Origin of the sequence: Pseudomonas cerasi, from assembly GCF_900074915.1 — a bacterium.
In the GTDB taxonomy this organism is placed as follows: Bacteria; Pseudomonadota; Gammaproteobacteria; order Pseudomonadales; family Pseudomonadaceae; genus Aquipseudomonas; species Aquipseudomonas cerasi.
On the sequence record NZ_LT222319.1, the window covers coordinates 1,649,106 to 1,665,955 of the forward strand.

Consider the following 16,850-nt stretch of genomic DNA (forward strand, 5'->3'; position numbering starts at 1 on the left):
GTTAATCAATTATGGCTGTTCAGCAGAACAAAAAATCCCGCTCTGCCCGTGACATGCGTCGTTCGCACGACGCTCTTGAGGCAAGCACTCTGTCGGTAGAAAAGACCACTGGTGAAGTTCACCTGCGTCACCACGTATCGCCAGAAGGCGTATACCGTGGTCGTAAAGTGATCGACAAGGGCGCTGACGAGTAATTTCTTGTCCGCTCCGATCATCGCGATCGACGCAATGGGCGGGGACTTCGGTCCCCGCAACATTGTTCAGGCAAGCCTCGCGTGCCTGACAGCTACTCCCTCGCTTCACCTGGCCCTTGTCGGCCAAGCTCCCCTTATTGAAGAACTCGTCTCTGCTCATGAAGCCGTGGACCGTTCGCGCCTGCGTGTCATTCATGCCAGTGAAACGATTGCGATGGACGAGCGTCCGTCTCAGGCGTTGCGTGGCAAACCTGACTCCTCCATGCGCGTTGCTCTCGAGCTGGTGGCCAGCGGTCAGGCCCAGGCCTGTGTCAGTGCCGGCAATACCGGTGCGCTGATGGCGCTTTCCCGGTTCGTGCTCAAGACCTTGCCAGGGATCGACCGCCCGGCAATGATCGCAGCCATTCCCACTTGCTCGGGTCATTGCCAACTGCTGGACCTGGGGGCGAACGTCGATTGCAGTGCCGAGGCGCTCTATCAGTTTGCAGTGATGGGTTCGGTGCTTGCCGAGATCCTCGGTGTCGCAACGCCCAGAGTGGCCTTGCTCAACGTGGGCACTGAAGACATCAAGGGCAATCAGCAGGTCAAGCGTGCTGCCGGTCTTTTGCAGTCTGCGTCGGGGCTTAACTACATTGGTTATGTAGAAGGCGACGGGTTGTACAGGGGGGAGGCTGACGTGGTGGTGTGTGATGGTTTCGTCGGCAACGTATTGCTCAAGTCGAGTGAGGGGCTGGCGACCATGATTGCAGCCAGAATCGAGGCGCTGTTCCAGCGTAATCTGCTCAGCAGGGCAGTCGGCGCGCTGGCGTTGCCCTTGCTGAAGCGCTTGCAGACCGATCTGGCACCCGCCCGTCATAATGGTGCGAGCCTGCTCGGGTTGCAGGGGGTCGTGGTGAAAAGCCACGGTTCTGCGAGTGTTTCAGGTTTTCAGAGTGCGATTCAGCGAGCGGTCGTCGAGTCCCGTGAAAACCTGCCAGAGCGTTTGAGGGGGCGGCTTGAAGCGATGTTTCAGGACGGCCGAACCTGAAAATGTGACGCATCAGACTGGTCAGTCATCCAACCGATCAGTCATGTAAATTAGAATTCCCGCGTTCGGCTTGTCCGGACGCCCATTTTGGCGACAATAATTCAGAGGCTTGTCAAATGTCTGCATCCCTCGCATTCGTCTTTCCGGGTCAAGGATCGCAATCGCTCGGTATGCTCGCCGAGCAAGGCGCGCAGCATCCGCTGATCCTCGACACTTTCGAGCAGGCTTCCGAAGCCCTCGGCTACGACCTGTGGGCATTGACTCAGAACGGTCCTGCCGAGCTGCTCAATCAGACCGACAAGACCCAGCCGGCCATTCTCACCGCTTCCGTTGCCTTGTGGCATGTGTGGCTGGCCGAGGGCGGTGCGGTTCCTGCGTTCGTCGCCGGTCACAGCCTGGGTGAATACAGCGCACTGGTGGCCGCGCAAAGCCTGAGCCTGGCCGACGCCGTGAAGCTTGTCGAGCGTCGCGGCCAGTTGATGCAGGAAGCGGTGCCAGCGGGTCAGGGCGGCATGGCCGCCATTCTGGGTCTGGATGATGCCGACGTTATCGCAGCCTGCGCCGAAGCGGCGCAGGGCGAAGTCGTCAGTGCCGTGAATTTCAACTCGCCGGGTCAGGTGGTGATTGCCGGTTCCGCCGAGGCCGTCAAGCGTGCCATGGAGCTGTGCAAGGCCCGTGGTGCCAAGCGCGCCTTGCCGTTGCCGGTCAGCGTGCCATCGCACTGCGAACTGATGCGCCCGGCCGCGGAACGTTTCGCCGAGGCCGTTGAGGCCATCGAATGGCAGGCGCCGGAAATCGCGCTGGTACAAAACGTCAGTGCCAGTGCTGTCAGTGATCTGGCGACGCTCAAGCGTGATTTGCTGGAGCAGTTGTACAAGCCGGTACGCTGGGTCGAATCAATTCAATGTCTGGCGAGTCGCGGTGCGACCCAACTTGTGGAGTGCGGTCCGGGCAAAGTGCTGGCCGGTCTGAACAAGCGTTGCGCCGACGGCGTGATTACCTACAACCTTGATACCCCGGACGCCTTTGCCGCCGCGCGCGCGGCACTGGCCTGATTAGGAGAAGCCTGCATGAGTCTTCAAGGTAAAGTGGCACTGGTAACCGGTGCAAGTCGCGGCATTGGTCAAGCCATTGCTCTGGAATTGGGACGCAACGGTGCTGTTGTCGTGGGCACCGCGACGTCAGAGTCCGGCGCCGAGCGCATCAGTGCGACGTTCAAGGAAAACGGCATCGAAGGCTTTGGCCTGATGCTGGATGTCTGTGATGCCGAGTCTGTGAATTCGGTCCTGTCCACCATTCAGGAGCGCGTTGGCGCACCGTTGATTCTGGTCAATAATGCCGGTATCACCCGTGATAACCTGATGATGCGCATGAAAGATGACGAATGGTATGACGTCGTCAACACCAATCTGAACAGCCTTTTCCGTCTTTCCAAGGGCGTTTTGCGTGGCATGACCAAGGCGCGTTGGGGACGTATTATCAGCATTGGTTCGGTTGTGGGTGCCATGGGCAACGCCGGTCAAGTAAACTATGCTTCCGCGAAGGCCGGTCTGGAAGGCTTCAGCAGGGCTCTGGCCCGTGAAGTGGGCTCGCGGGCGGTCACCGTGAATTCGGTGGCACCGGGTTTCATCGACACCGACATGACGCGTGAGCTGCCTGAGGCTCAGCGTGAGTCACTGATTACCCAGATACCCCTGGGCCGTTTGGGGCAAGCCGAAGAGATTGCGCACGTAGTCGCTTTTCTTGCGTCCGAAGGCGCAGGCTACGTTACCGGGGCCACAATCCCTGTTAACGGCGGCATGTACATGAGCTAATGTGACGACCTGTTTCAAAAAAATGTCATACGAGCTGTCTAAAATCCGTTATAAAGCTGCAATCTATGAATGGGCGAAGGTACGGTTGGGCATAAGGGGAGAGCGTTAAGCTTGAAATTCGCAAAACCTCTTCTATACACTTACCCACTGGCCAGATGCCTGAACATTTCCACTAGGAGTTAAAACTAGGTATGAGCACCATCGAAGAGCGCGTCAAGAAAATCGTTACAGAGCAACTTGGCGTCAAACCAGAAGAGGTTGTCAACACTGCTTCTTTCGTTGAGGACCTGGGCGCTGACTCCCTGGACACCGTCGAGCTGGTAATGGCTCTGGAAGAGGAATTCGAGACCGAAATCCCGGACGAAGAAGCGGAAAAGATCACTACCGTTCAAGCAGCAATCGACTACGTCACTAACCATCAGGCTTAAGATTTGTAGTCGCTGACTGCTGTCACGGGAAAACCGCACTGCTTTAATCGGCGTGCGGTTTTTTCTTTAAAAAACGCTGTGATTGTTCCGTAAACAAGAGAGAAGGAGAGTCCTGTGTCGCGTAGACGCGTCGTGGTCACCGGGATGGGCATGCTTTCGCCACTGGGCAATGACGTGCCCAGCAGTTGGCAAGGCATTCTGGCGGGCCGCAGTGGCATTGGCCTTATCGAGCACACGGACTTGTCAGCCTTCACCACCCGCTTCGGCGGCTCGGTCAAGGGTTTCAATGTCGAAGAATACCTCGCGCCCAAAGAAGCGCGCCGCCTCGATCTCTTTATTCAGTATGGCCTCGCGGCCAGCTTCCAGGCAGTGCGTAATGCCGGCCTTGAAGTCACTGATGCAAACCGTGAGCGCATCGGCGTTGCCATGGGTTCGGGCATCGGTGGTCTGACCAATATTGAAAACAGCAGTCGTCTGCTGCACGAGCAGGGTCCGGGACGGATTTCACCGTTCTTCGTTCCTGGCTCGATCATCAACATGATTTCCGGTTTCCTGTCGATCCATCTGGGCGCACAGGGACCCAATTACTCCATCGCGACGGCTTGCACCACTGCAACCCACTGCATCGGCATGGCCGCGCGCAACATCGCCTATGACGAAGCGGACGTGATGATCGCTGGCGGCGCCGAAATGGCCGCCTGCGGCCTCGGTCTGGGCGGCTTCGGTGCAGCGCGTGCGCTGTCGACCCGCAACGACGACCCCACCCGCGCCAGTCGTCCCTGGGACAAGGGCCGCGATGGCTTCGTCCTGTCAGATGGTGCCGGTGCCATGGTGCTCGAAGAGCTTGAGCACGCCAAGGCGCGTGGCGCGACCATCTATGCAGAGCTGGTCGGGTTCGGCATGAGCGGTGACGCCTATCACATGACCTCGCCACCTGATGACGGCGCCGGTGCTGCGCGCTGCATCGTCAATGCGTTGCGTGATGCCAGGGTCAATCCCGATCAGGTGCAGTACATCAACGCACACGGTACGTCGACGCCTGCAGGCGATCTGGCCGAAGCTTCTGCGATCAAATCGGTATTCGGTGATCACGCCTACAAGCTGGCAGTCAGTTCGACCAAGTCGATGACCGGCCACCTGCTGGGCGCCGCCGGTGCTGTCGAAGCGATCTTCAGTGTGTTGGCAATGGTTGATCAGGTGGCTCCGCCGACCATCAACCTGGATGAGCCAAGCGAAGGCTGCGATCTGGACTTCGTGCCCCACGAAGCGCGCCGCATGCCGATCGACGTCGTTCTGTCGAACTCCTTCGGCTTCGGTGGCACCAACGGCTCGCTGGTATTCCGTCGGTTCGCCGAGTAATGCCCGCCTGGGTCGATGGCTGCCCCGCAGACGCCTTGTCCCTCAAGGACCGGGGGCTGGCCTACGGCGATGGACTGTTTGAAACCATCGTCGTCAAGGCCGGGCAGCCATTGCTCCTGGAGCGCCATCTGCAGCGTCTCGAAAACGGATGCGCGCGCTTGTCGATCGCAACCGATCATGCGCTTATCCGTGCAGAAATGACCCGCTTCGCTGCAGAGCTTGGCGATGGGGTCATGAAGCTGATCCTTACCCGCGGCGACAGCCAGCGCGGTTACGCTCCAGCCCCCAATGCCCAATCGCGTCGAATCCTGCAGGGCGGCCCTGCGCCAGCCTATCCGGGTGTGCATGCCGAGCAGGGCGTGCGCCTGTTTGCCTGCCAGACGCGTCTGGCGGAACAGCCGCTTCTGGCTGGACTCAAGCACCTCAATCGTCTGGAGCAGGTACTGGCTCGCTCCGAGTGGAGTGACAGCGAGCACGCCGAGGGCTTGATGCGTGACACGTCCGGGCGACTGATAGAGGGTGTCTACAGCAACCTGTTTCTGGTCAGTCAGGGTCGTCTGCTGACTGCCGATCTCAGCCGCTGCGGGGTCGCCGGTGTGATGCGTGCCGAGTTGCTGGATCAGGCACCAAAGCTGGGGCTGGCTGTCGATATCCGTGACCTGCACATGTCTGACCTTGAATCGGCGGACGAAGTGTTTCTATGCAATAGCGTGTACGGCCTCTGGCCGGTTTGCAGCTTTGCAGCGTTGAACTGGCCGGTCGGGCCGCTCACCCGTAAACTGCAAGGTATTGCCCGCACCCTTCTGGATATCTGATTTTGATCCGAAAAATATTGGTGTTGCTGGAAACAGCGGTTGTCCTGGCAGGTTTGCTGCTCGGCTTTGCGTTCTGGCAGCAGTATCAGGCGCTGAACCAGCCACTTGAGGTGGCTCAGGAACAACTGCTGGACGTTCCTGCTGGTTCAACGCCGACCGGCGTACTCAATCGATTGCAGGCCGATGGCGTGATCAAGGACGCTTTCTGGCTGCGTCTCTACTGGCGTTTCAACCTGTCCGGACAGGCGCTGCACAGCGGTGAATACCGCATGGTGCCGGGTATGAACGTCAAGGGCCTGTTCGACGTCTGGAAGCGCAAGGAGGTCGTGCAATACAGCCTGACGCTGGTCGCAGGCTGGAATTTCCGCCAGGTGCGTGCTGCGCTGGCCAAGCAGGCCAAGCTCGATCAAACGCTGGCAGGTCTGTCCGACAGCGAGCTGATGGCGAAAATCGGCCATCCCGATGTGTTTCCAGAAGGCCGCTTCTTTCCCGACACCTACCGCTACGTGCGCGGCATGACCGATGCCGAATTGCTCAAGCAGGCTTATAGCCGCCTGGAAGATGTACTCGACGAGGAATGGAATGCGCGGTCGTCAGAGGCTCCCTATTCAAACCCTTACCAGGCGCTGATCATGGCGTCGCTGGTCGAGAAGGAGACCGGCGTACCTCAGGAGCGCGGCCAGATAGCCGGTGTGTTCGTGCGTCGCCTGAAGCTGGGCATGCAGTTGCAGACCGACCCGACCGTTATCTACGGCATGGGCGAGCGCTACAACGGCAAACTGACCCGCGCCAACCTCAAGGAAGCAACACCCTACAACACCTACATGATCGCCGGCCTGCCGCCGACGCCCATTTCGCTGGTGGGGCGCGAAGCGATTCATGCTGCGCTCAATCCGGTGGACGGCAGCAGCCTGTATTTCGTGGCCAAGGGTGACGGCAGCCATGTGTTCTCGGACGACCTGGATGCCCATAATGCGGCCGTGCGTGACTATCAGCTCAAGCGCCGCGCGGATTATCGCTCCAGCCCGGCACCTGCAGCACCGGCCACACCGGCACCGGCAACTGACTCGCCCTCTTCGGAAACCGTGCCTGCGGATGCTCCGGATGCGCCGCAGTCCGAGCCGAGTGCGCAATGATGACGATTAAGGATGACCTGTGACTGGCTTGTTTATCACTCTTGAAGGCCCGGAAGGTGCAGGCAAAAGCACCAACCGCGACTACCTGGCGGCGCAATTGCGTGCGCAGGGTATTCAGGTACTGCTGACCCGCGAACCGGGCGGCACTCCGCTGGCCGAGCGTATTCGCGAGCTGTTGCTGGCGCCCAGCGACGAGGCCATGAGCGCCGACACCGAATTGCTGCTGGTGTTTGCCGCGCGTGCACAGCATTTGGCCGAAGTCATTCGTCCAGCGCTGGCGCGTGGCGAGGTGGTGCTCTGTGATCGGTTTACCGATGCGACCTACGCCTATCAGGGCGGCGGTCGCGGCCTGTCCCATGAGCGTATTGCAGCGCTGGAGCAATTCGTTCAAGGCGACCTGCGACCTGACCTGACGCTGGTGTTCGATCTGCCCGTGGAGATCGGCCTTTCACGTGCCGCTGCACGCGGTCGGCTGGATCGGTTCGAGCAGGAAGGCCGGGCATTCTTCGACGCCGTGCGCAGCACCTATCTGGAGCGCGCCAAGGCTGAACCTGCGCGCTATCGCCTGGTAGACGCCGCACAGGCCCTGGCCGATGTTCAGGCTTCCCTCGATACCTTGCTGCCTCAGTTGCTGGAGCTGCAACGTGGCTGAAGCCTACCCCTGGCAGGCTTCGCTCTGGCAGCAGATGGCCGGTCGCGCCCAGCATGCTCACGCCTATCTGCTGCACGGGCCGGCGGGTATCGGCAAGCGCGCCCTGGCTGAACGGCTGATGGCCAGCCTGTTGTGCAAGACGCCCGAAGGGCTTGATGCCTGCGGGCACTGCAAGTCCTGCCTGCTGCTGGCGGCTGGCAGCCATCCTGACAATTACGTGCTTGAACCGGAAGAGGCGGACAAACCGATCAAGGTCGATCAGGTGCGTGATCTGGTCAGTTTCGTGGTGCAGACCGCCCAGATGGGCGGGCGCAAGGTGGTGCTCGTCGAGCCGGTGGAAGCGATGAATACCAACGCCGCCAATGCCTTGCTGAAAAGTCTGGAAGAGCCGTCAGGCAATACCGTTCTGTTGCTGGTCAGCCATCAGCCGAGTCGTTTGCTGCCAACGGTCAAGAGCCGCTGCGTGCAGCAGGCCTGCCCATTGCCTGGCGAGCAGATGAGTCTCGACTGGCTGAGCGGGGCCTTGCCCGATTGTACCCAGGACGAGCGTTTCGAGTTGCTGACGCTGGCCGCCGGGTCGCCGCTGGCTGCGGTGGCGCTGCATACGCAGGGCGTTCGCGAACAGCGCGCGCTGGTGGTCGACGGCGTCAAGAAGCTGCTCAAGCAACAACAGTCGGCTACCCAGCTGGCCGAGGGCTGGAAGGATATTCCGCTGTTACTGTTGTTCGACTGGTTCTGTGACTGGTCGCATCTGATCCTGCGCTATCAGATGACGCAGGACGAGGAAGGCCTTGGCCTGGGTGACATGCGCAAGGTGATTCAGTACCTGGCGCAGAAGTCTTCTCGCGCCAAAGTGCTGGATATTCAGGACTGGATTCTGGCGCAGCGTCAGAAAGTCATGTCCAAGGCCAACCTCAATAGGGTCTTGCTGCTTGAAGCGTTGTTGGTGCAGTGGGCAGGCCTGCCGGGACAGGCGTAGACTCTGCGTTATCCGGAACCGTTGAGGTGTTGTCATGAGTTTGCCGCCGAGCACAGGTCCACGTAATGGCATTCTGTCCCTGACCATCAAGGACAAATCCGTTCTCTACGCTGCGTACATGCCGTTCATCAGAAACGGCGGGCTGTTCATTCCGACCAGCAAAAGCTACAAGCTGGGCGATGAAGTGTTCATGCTGCTCAATCTGATGGACGAACCGGAAAAGGTTCCGGTAGCCGGCCGGGTTGCCTGGATCACGCCAAAAGGCGCCCAGGGCAATCGCACCGCTGGCGTGGGCGTGCAGTTCAATGACGGCGACAACACCGCCCGCAATCTGATCGAAACTTACCTGGTCGGCGCTCTCAAGTCCGATCGTCCAACCCATACGATGTAGTTGTGTTTTAACCCATGCTTGTAGATTCCCATTGTCACCTCGATCGCCTTGACCTTGCCCAGCACGACGGCTCTCTGGATGCAGCCCTCAATGCCGCCCGTGGCAGAGGGGTCGGGCATTTTCTCTGCATCGGTGTCAGCGCCGACAATGCGAGTGCGGTCAAGGCACTCGCCGAACGCTACGCGGATGTCGATTGCTCGGTGGGCATTCATCCGCTGGACGTGAAGCCCGGCGAAATGCCGCCCCTGGACTGGTTGCTCAAGGAACTGGATCACCCGCGGGTGGTAGCGATTGGCGAGACCGGTCTGGACTATCACTACGAACCTGAAGCGGCCGAGCTGCAACAGGCGTCTTTCCGGGTTCATCTCGAGGCAGCCAGAATCACTGAAAAACCAGTGGTCATCCACACTCGGGGCGCACGTGCCGATACCCTCAGCCTGTTGCGCGAAGCCGCCTTGCCCCACGCCGGTGTCCTGCACTGTTTCACCGAAGACTGGGAGATGGCCAAGGCCGCGCTGGACCTGGGTTACTACATTTCGCTGTCCGGTATCGTGACGTTTCGCAATGCCGATGCCCTGCGCGACGTTGCCAGGCAGGTGCCCGCCGATCGTTTGCTGGTCGAGACCGACTCCCCGTACCTCGCACCGATCCCGTACCGGGGCAAGCCGAATCTGCCCCAGTACGTACGTGAGGTTGCCGAGTTTTTGGCCATGCTGCGAGGCGAGCCCTATGAGCGCTTTGCCGAGCAGACCACAGCCAATTTCGCTCGCCTGTTTCCGCTGGCGCACGTTCAGCGCTGACGGATACGGACGTCGACGGGCAGGCAAATCGCAGGCAAAAAAAACCCGGATTCTGGGGGGTGAAGCCGGGTTAAGACCATTAGGAGTAAAACAAAGGTGCGCTCTTCCTTTGGCACCTCTACTGCCGAGTCATTTGGGGAATGATGACGCGTCAGCAGCTTAAGTATTGTTCAGGGCGGCGTAGCGTCCAGTGTCTTTTGGTCGTTTTTTAAACAGTTTTGGAATACTAAAGCGATCCTTGAGTGCTAGATGAACACTCTCATCGGGCGAAATACCAAGGCGTCGCAGTAATGGAGTGGTGGGGTGGAGTTTTCCAATGGTTTTCTGCTGAGTCTTTCCTTGTGCCTGGACATCGGTCTGGCAAACATCGCCATGATTACGCTGTCCATGCAGCGCGGTTTTTCCAGAGGCCTGTGGCTGGGCCTGGGAACCTGCGTTGGGGATCTGGCCTACGCAATCCTGGCCATGCTCGGCATGGCCGTGCTGCTGCAATATGAAGCGGTGCGCTACGTGCTCTGGATTGGCGGCACTGCGGTGCTGGCCTGGTTCTGCTTCAGGATGGTCATGTGTGCCACTGCCGTCAGCACTGGTCTCGGCAGCCAGGACGTTGCATCGGAAAAATCCAGCCTGGCGCTGTTCCTGCGCGGGATCTTTCTGGCGATGTCCTCTCCCAGCGCCATCCTCTGGTTTGCCGCAGTCGGCGGAGCGCTGATTGCCCGGCAAGGCTCTGATCTTGCCAGCGCTTCGACCTTTCTCGCCGGGTTCGTCGCCGCAGGCGTGGTCTGGTCGATCTCGCTGTGTGCGCTGGCTCACCAGGGAGGGCGTTTCATGGGCGAGCGAATGTTGCGCTGGTCTTACATAGCCTCGGCGCTGATCTTTGCCTACTTCACGTTGTATGTGGTGATCACGGGTTATCTGGAATTTGTCGTCGCTGCCCCCGCGTTGCCAGCGCACTAGATTTCCAGCGCAGCGGAATGCTAGCGGGCGCGCGATGACCGGTGCGGATTTCCCGTGCGAATCGTTCATGCAGGTCGACAAGTATGGATGAACCGTGCAATTTAGCGCCGATTGGGCATAATACCCCGCTTCGATTTCGATCCTGACAGACCTCTCTATGCAGAAAGAACCTCGTAAGGTCCGTGAATTTCGCCGCCGTGAGCAGGAAATTCTCGACACCGCGCTAAAGCTGTTTCTCGAGCAAGGCGAAGACAGCGTCACTGTCGAGATGATCGCGGACGCCGTCGGCATTGGCAAAGGCACCATCTACAAGCACTTCAAGTCCAAGGCGGAAATCTACCTGCGCCTGATGCTCGACTACGAGCGGGACCTGAACGAGCTGCTGCATTCGGCCGATGTCGACAAGGACAAGGAATCGCTCTCGCGCGCCTACTTCGAATTCCGCATGCGTGACCCGCAGCGCTATCGCCTGTTCGACCGCCTGGAAGAGAAGGTGGTCAAGGGCAATCAGGTGCCTGAGCTGGTCGAAGAGCTGCACAAGATCCGCGCTTCCAACTTCGAACACCTGACGCTGCTGATCAAAGGCCGCATCAGTGAAGGCAAGCTCGAAGATGTCCCGCCTTACTACCATTACTGTGCTGCCTGGGCGCTGGTGCATGGCGCCGTTGCGCTGTATCACTCGCCGTTCTGGAGCAACGTGCTGGAAGACCAGGAAGGCTTCTTCCACTTCCTAATGGATATCGGCGTACGCATGGGCAATAAGCGCAAGCGCGACGGCGACGTCAGCGCTGAGCCCACGCCGGATCCCGCCGCCGAATAACCCGCCAGCCCGGTCTTGAGCGCCAGCTTCAAGGCTTTGATGGCGGCTGTGCCAGATATGGCGCGGAAGCTGCATCCGACGACCATTCGCCGGTTTTCCGTCACCGGTATTTGGGAGGGGATAATGCGTAGCCTGGTTATGCTGCTCGCGCTTCTGGCGTTGAGTGGCTGCATGAAAGTCAGTGACATGGGCGAAGGTGTTCGCGAGCAATTCAGCGACGCAGGTCTGCTCGACCATAGCGAAACCCGTCGTACTGCCAACTGGCGCGTGCAGCCTGACTCGTTCATTTACATCGCTCAGGGCGCCTTCGTGCCGCCAGGCAATGCCTATCCGCGCCCCAACGTGGTGGCTGAAGAAGCCTTCAAGGGCTTTATCGAGTACTTCCCGATGGTTCGTCGTGCCCGAGGCCCATTGGGGCTGGATGAAGCCATGGTCGAGGCGCGTGCTGCGGGCGCACATTATTTGCTCTATGCGCGTTTCGCCAAGGCTGACGACCGAATCGGCAATGGCGATCAATGGGCCGATCAGGAAGCGGTGGATCGTCTGGGCGTCGACAGCGGCGTCATTCAGCTGATGCTGATCGAGACCGGCACCCGCTACCTCATCGACAGCGCACGCATTCGCAGCCGTGGCGGATTGCTGACGCTTTACGACAAAAGCCCCGAGGATTTGCTGGGTCCGCCTCTTGAGGACTACGCTCGTACCTTATTGGGTGTCGAACGCTAGAGCCTAAAGCTCGCATCAGGAGAGTGGAGTGACCGATTCAAACAAGGCGGGTGATCTGTTTGCACAGATCCCCAAAACCAAGGGGTTGCCGCCTGTTCATTTGTGGAATCCGGATTTCTGCGGCGATATCGACATGCGTATCGCTCGCGACGGTACCTGGTATTACCTGGGTACGCCGATTGGCCGCAAGCCGATGGTCCGGTTGTTCTCGACCATCATGCGCCGCGACGGCGACGACTATTTCCTGATCACTCCTGTGGAGAAGGTCGGCATCACGGTTGATGATGCGCCTTTTGTCGCCGTCAGCCTTGAGGTGCTGGGGGAGGGTGAGGGCCAGGTGTTGCGCTTTCTGACCAATGTAGAGGATCAGGCCGAGGCGGGACCGGAACACCCTTTACGCGTTGTAACCGACCCTGATACCCATGAACCGGCGCCCTACATTCACGTGCGGAGCAATCTGGAGGCGCTGATTCACCGCAATGTTTTCTATCAGTTGGTCGAGCTGGCCGTTTCCCGCGATATAGATGAACAGCGCTGGCTGGGCATCTGGAGCCATGGCGTGTTCTTCCCGATAGGGCTCGAGCCTTGAAATACACACCTGATTGCCGGCTTGAATTGCCTGTCGGCAATGCGGCGGTTAAAGTGCCGCTCCCTGATTTTCCTGAGGTTTTTGCATGAGCCAGTCCTTTGATATCGCCGTAGTCGGCGCAACCGGTACTGTCGGCGAAACCGTTGTGCAGGTTCTGGAGGAGCGCAATTTCCCGGTCGGCAATCTGTACCTGCTGGCCAGCATCGAATCCGCAGGCCACTCGGTGCCGTTTCGAGGCAAGAATGTGCGCGTACGTGAAGTCGACGAGTTCGATTTCAACACGGTGCGCATGGCGTTTTTCGCTGCAGGACCTGCGGTCAGTCGCAGTCACGCCGAAAAGGCGGTAGCGGCGGGGTGCACGGTCATCGACCTGTCGGGCGCATTTACCGCAGTCCAGGCACCTAATGTCGTGCCGGAAATAGATGCTACGCTTTTGCACAACCGTGGCGTCGCTCCTTGTCTGGTTGCCAGTCCCAGTGCTTCTGCCACTGCGGTTGCCCTGGCTCTGGCGCCGTTGCTCGGCCTGATCGATATACAGTCGGTGGCGGTAACGGCGTGTCTGGCGGTATCGGCACTGGGGCGTGAAGGCGTCAGTGAGCTGGCTCGTCAGACCACCGAGCTATTGAATGTTCGCCCGCTGGAAGCGCGGTTTTTTGATCGTCAGATGGCGTTCAACCTGCTGGCGCAAGTAGGTACACCAGACGCGTCGGGGCACCTGCCGCTGGAAAGGCGTCTGGTCGAAGAATTGCGCGAACTGCTGGCGCTGCCATCGCTCAAAGTGTCTGCGACCTGCATTCAGGTACCGGTGTTCTTTGGTGACAGCTTCACGGTAGCGTTGCGCACGGCCGGGGCGGTCGACGTGGCGGCGGTCAATGCTGCACTCGAGTCTGCAGACGGAATCGAACTGGTCGATGCGGGGGATTACCCTACGCCGGTGGGCGATGCGGTGGGCCAGGACGTGGTTTATGTGGGACGCGTCAGGGCGGGAACCGACGATTCCGAGCAGCTCAATCTGTGGCTGACCTCGGATAATGTGCGCAAAGGCGCTGCGCTCAACGCTGTGCAGGTTGGCGAATTGTTGATAAAAGACTATGTGTAAAAGATACTTGGCAACAATTTGAATAATTGTTTTAGCGGCGATACGCCTTACACCCAAATGCAGGACTACCTCCCCGGATCTCGGGGAATCTTTAAACAAGGGATGGGCTATGGTTCAGGTTCGTAAACTGGTATTAGCAATCGCTGCGGCATCAGCGCTGTCATCGGGTATGGCGCAGGCGCTGGGGCTCGGGGAATTGTCGGTCAAGTCGACCCTGAATCAGCCATTGGTAGCGGAAATCGAGTTGACCGAGGCTCAGGGGTTCAACGCAACGCAAGTTGTGCCCAGCCTGGCCACCACGGCTGACTTCGCGCAGGCAGGTGTGACCCGTCAGGCATTTCTCAACGATCTCACCTTTACCCCGGTTATCAATGCCAGCGGTAAAAGTGTTCTGCGCATTACTTCCAGCAAGCCGGTGCGCGAGCCTTATGTGAAGTTCCTGGTTCAGGTGCTCTGGCCCAATGGCCGGTTGCTGCGTGAGTACAGCCTTCTGCTCGATCCGCCGAAATTCTCTCCCGAGGCAGCCGCTGCGGCTGCTGCCCCGGCCCCAGCTGCAGCGCCCGCGGCGCCTGCGCAACTGGCAACGGTAGCCCCGTCGGCTGAAGCGCCGGCAGCCGAGGCGCCAGCACCGGCAGCCAACACATCCGCATTGCCAGCGCCAGCCGCCGACAAGCAGTCACAGTACGTCACCGCCAATAACGACACTTTGTGGGAAATTGCTGCGAAGGTGCGCAATGGCGGGACTGTCCAGCAAACCATGCTGGCGATTCAGGCGTTGAATCCGGATGCGTTCATTGGTGGCAACATCAACCGCCTGAAGAAAGGGCAGGTGCTGCGCCTTCCGACGCCGCAGCAGACCACCGCGCTGCCGCAATCACAGGCAGTGGCAGAAGTTTCCCGGCAATACAGCGCCTGGCGTGAAGGTCGCCGTCTGCCGGCCGGTACACGTCAGGTCGATGCTACCCGTCGTGACCGCGCGGGTGCGGCGCCTTCCAAAGTCGATACCTCCGATAACCTCAGTCTGGTCTCGGCAAGCGGCAAGCCGGCGGCAAAAGGTGCGGCGGGCGACAGCGATCTGGGCAACAAGCTGGCCGTGGCTCAGGAAGCGCTGGATACCACACGCCGTGATAATGCCGAGCTGAAAAGCCGCATGAACGACCTGCAAAGCCAACTCGACAAGCTGCAGCGTCTGATCGAGTTGAAAAACGGTCAGTTGGCCAAGATGCAGGCCGCTGGCGCAGCCGTGCCTCCACCTGCCGCTACTCCGGAAGCTGCAACGCCGGCCAACGCGGCAGTGCCTGCCTCGCTGGTCGACGCCAACGGTGCTCCGGTCAAACCGGCTGGCGAGATTGCGCCTGAAGATGCATTGCCTGCCGGTGCTGCCGAAGTTGCGACGCCGGCGCCAGAGCAGCCGCTGGCGGTGGAGCCGGTTGCTGCAGCAGACGAAGACCAGGACGCGCTGCAGAAAATCATCAACAACCCTGTACTGCTTGGCCTGATCGGTGGGGCGGTACTGCTGATTCTGGCCTTGCTGTTGTTGTTCCTGGCGCGTCGTCGCGCGGCGAAGGCCGAAGCCGAGAAGCACAAGCGCATGGCGCGTGCGCTGGCCGAGGAGTCGGATTTCGTCTCGGACATGGACATGAATGCACCGCCCGCCAGCTTCGACGGGCTTGATGTGCCGCCGCCCAACGTGCGCATGGGAGGCGCCGCAGCAGCCGTTGCCGGTCGTGAACGTCCTGCCGATCCGCTGGTTCAGGCCGAGATCCATATCGCTTACGGTCGTATGAATCAGGCGATCGAGCTGCTGGAAGAAGCCGTCAACGAAGACCCCAAGCGCGACGATATCCGTCTGAAACTGATGGAAATTTACGCCGAGCAGGGTAACAACAAAGCCTATGCCGCCCACGAACGTAAACTGGTGGCTGCGGGAAAGCTTGAAGCTGAGGTCGAGCAGCGGGAAGAACTTAACTCGACCCTGAAGCCGGTGGCTCCTGTTGCTGCGCCGCTGGCTTCTGAAACCTCTACTGCATCGGCTGCTCCTGCCGTCGCTGCAGCCGCCGCGGCGGCTACAACGGCCGCACTGGTTGCAGAGCTCGATGCCAAATATCTTGAAGAGCTGCTGGCCGATGATTCGGCAGAGCAGGAGCCCGAGCCCGAGCCTGAAATTGTTGCAACGCCTGAGCCTGAGCCGGAAGTCACCGCTCCGCTGGCCGCAGAGCCTGTCGAAGAGGCAGACCCGTTCGATAACGATTTTGACTTGAGCCTGGACGAGTTCGAAGAACCGTCTGTGCCTGAAGTCTCTACCGTTAACGATCTCGATGACCTGATGCTCGACGAGCCCAAGGTCTCGGCGGTAGCGGATGACGAAGAGCTGAGCTTCGAGTCTGTCATGCAGCAGCAGGAAGAGGCCCGTGCAGCGGCAACGCCGCAGGACCTCGCCGACTTCGATCTGGACTTGTCCGAGGAAGACCCGGCCCTCAAGAGCGAAGATGATTTCCTGCTCGGCCTTGGCGAAGATCCGCTGGATTTGGGTGAAACCTCGCCTACACCACCGGTCACTGATGACCTCGAGCTTCCAGAGGATTTCGACCTGTCGCTGGCGGACGAGATTGAAACCGATCAGGCAAGCCAGGCATTCGCGACTGAAATCGACGACGTCAACGCCGAGCTTGAGCGTCTTTCGCAGAATCTCGAACATCCGCCGCTCGATGAGCCAAGATTCACCGCCGAGGATGCGGCAGCGCTGGATGACGAGCCGGACTTCGACTTCATGGCTGGTACTGACGAGGCGGCGACCAAGCTTGATCTGGCGCGTGCCTACATCGACATGGGCGATGCGGACGGCGCTCGGGATATTCTTGATGAGGTCGTCACCGAGGGCGATGACGGTCAGAAAAGCGAAGCGCGGGAGATGCTTTCGCGGCTGGCCTGATTCAACCCCGGCAACCTGCACACGGCCGCTTATGCGGCCGTTTGCATTTCAGATGTCCGGCTTGAGTAGCGTGTTTTTTTTGCGGCCGTATAATGGCCGACTTTTCGCGAACCGACAGGCTGTACCACTTTG

18 protein-coding genes are annotated in these 16,850 nt (G+C 59.7%); all 18 read left to right on the forward strand.

Annotated features, from left to right (window positions below; genetic code table 11):
• Positions 1 to 11: 11 nt before the first annotated feature.
• The 18 genes from rpmF (at position 12) to PCPL58_RS10040 (ending at position 16,718) form a co-directional block, all read left to right on the forward strand.
• Positions 12 to 194, forward strand: a complete 183-nt coding sequence (gene rpmF / locus PCPL58_RS09955; RefSeq protein WP_003179396.1) for a 50S ribosomal protein L32 — start codon at positions 12 to 14, stop codon at positions 192 to 194.
• A 4-nt stretch (positions 195 to 198) separates the two neighbouring features.
• Positions 199 to 1,221 (forward strand): phosphate acyltransferase PlsX, encoded by a 1,023-nt coding sequence (gene plsX / locus PCPL58_RS09960; RefSeq protein WP_065349323.1) that lies wholly within the window; start codon positions 199 to 201, stop codon positions 1,219 to 1,221.
• A 116-nt stretch (positions 1,222 to 1,337) separates the two neighbouring features.
• On the forward strand, positions 1,338 to 2,276 hold the full coding sequence (fabD, locus tag PCPL58_RS09965) for an ACP S-malonyltransferase (RefSeq protein WP_025990978.1): 939 nt from the start codon (positions 1,338 to 1,340) through the stop codon (positions 2,274 to 2,276).
• Between the two features lie 15 nt (positions 2,277 to 2,291).
• Complete coding sequence (fabG, locus tag PCPL58_RS09970; RefSeq protein ID WP_003318510.1) at positions 2,292 to 3,035, forward strand: 3-oxoacyl-ACP reductase FabG; 744 nt, start codon at positions 2,292 to 2,294, stop codon at positions 3,033 to 3,035.
• Between the two features lie 191 nt (positions 3,036 to 3,226).
• Positions 3,227 to 3,463, forward strand: coding sequence for an acyl carrier protein (gene acpP, locus PCPL58_RS09975; protein WP_065349324.1), 237 nt, complete (start codon positions 3,227 to 3,229; stop codon positions 3,461 to 3,463).
• Positions 3,464 to 3,577: 114 nt separating this feature from the next.
• Entirely contained in the window at positions 3,578 to 4,822 is a 1,245-nt protein-coding gene (gene fabF, locus PCPL58_RS09980; RefSeq protein ID WP_004408311.1) for a beta-ketoacyl-ACP synthase II, read from the forward strand.
• A complete protein-coding gene (pabC, locus tag PCPL58_RS09985; RefSeq protein ID WP_065349325.1) occupies positions 4,822 to 5,637 on the forward strand; it encodes an aminodeoxychorismate lyase in 816 nt (271 codons plus the stop codon). The genes fabF and pabC overlap by 1 nt, the downstream gene beginning before the upstream one ends.
• Before the next feature lie 2 nt (positions 5,638 to 5,639).
• On the forward strand, positions 5,640 to 6,773 hold the full coding sequence (gene mltG / locus PCPL58_RS09990) for an endolytic transglycosylase MltG (RefSeq protein WP_065349326.1): 1,134 nt from the start codon (positions 5,640 to 5,642) through the stop codon (positions 6,771 to 6,773).
• 19 nt (positions 6,774 to 6,792) lie between these two features.
• On the forward strand, positions 6,793 to 7,425 hold the full coding sequence (tmk, locus tag PCPL58_RS09995) for a dTMP kinase (protein ID WP_065349327.1): 633 nt from the start codon (positions 6,793 to 6,795) through the stop codon (positions 7,423 to 7,425).
• Positions 7,418 to 8,404: a DNA polymerase III subunit delta' gene (locus tag PCPL58_RS10000; RefSeq protein ID WP_024639327.1), complete on the forward strand. Its 987-nt coding sequence runs from the start codon at positions 7,418 to 7,420 to the stop codon at positions 8,402 to 8,404. Before tmk ends, PCPL58_RS10000 begins: the two co-directional genes overlap by 8 nt.
• A 34-nt stretch (positions 8,405 to 8,438) precedes the next feature.
• Complete coding sequence (locus PCPL58_RS10005) at positions 8,439 to 8,795, forward strand: PilZ domain-containing protein (protein ID WP_003368414.1); 357 nt, start codon at positions 8,439 to 8,441, stop codon at positions 8,793 to 8,795.
• A gap of 14 nt (positions 8,796 to 8,809) precedes the next feature.
• Positions 8,810 to 9,595, forward strand: a complete 786-nt coding sequence (locus tag PCPL58_RS10010; protein ID WP_065349328.1) for a TatD family hydrolase — start codon at positions 8,810 to 8,812, stop codon at positions 9,593 to 9,595.
• A gap of 303 nt (positions 9,596 to 9,898) precedes the next feature.
• Positions 9,899 to 10,552, forward strand: coding sequence for a LysE family translocator (locus tag PCPL58_RS10015; RefSeq protein WP_065349329.1), 654 nt, complete (start codon positions 9,899 to 9,901; stop codon positions 10,550 to 10,552).
• Positions 10,553 to 10,709: 157 nt separating this feature from the next.
• On the forward strand, positions 10,710 to 11,372 hold the full coding sequence (locus PCPL58_RS10020; RefSeq protein WP_003368424.1) for a TetR/AcrR family transcriptional regulator: 663 nt from the start codon (positions 10,710 to 10,712) through the stop codon (positions 11,370 to 11,372).
• Positions 11,373 to 11,495: 123 nt separating this feature from the next.
• Positions 11,496 to 12,098, forward strand: a complete 603-nt coding sequence (locus tag PCPL58_RS10025) for a DUF4823 domain-containing protein (protein WP_003318496.1) — start codon at positions 11,496 to 11,498, stop codon at positions 12,096 to 12,098.
• A 28-nt stretch (positions 12,099 to 12,126) separates the two neighbouring features.
• Positions 12,127 to 12,687, forward strand: coding sequence for a DUF1285 domain-containing protein (locus PCPL58_RS10030; protein ID WP_065349330.1), 561 nt, complete (start codon positions 12,127 to 12,129; stop codon positions 12,685 to 12,687).
• Between the two features lie 85 nt (positions 12,688 to 12,772).
• The gene (locus PCPL58_RS10035) at positions 12,773 to 13,786 is read left to right on the forward strand and encodes an aspartate-semialdehyde dehydrogenase (RefSeq protein ID WP_065349331.1); all 1,014 of its coding nucleotides are present in this window, start codon (positions 12,773 to 12,775) and stop codon (positions 13,784 to 13,786) included.
• A 109-nt stretch (positions 13,787 to 13,895) separates the two neighbouring features.
• On the forward strand, positions 13,896 to 16,718 hold the full coding sequence (locus PCPL58_RS10040; protein WP_065349332.1) for a FimV/HubP family polar landmark protein: 2,823 nt from the start codon (positions 13,896 to 13,898) through the stop codon (positions 16,716 to 16,718).
• Positions 16,719 to 16,850 lie beyond the last annotated feature (132 nt).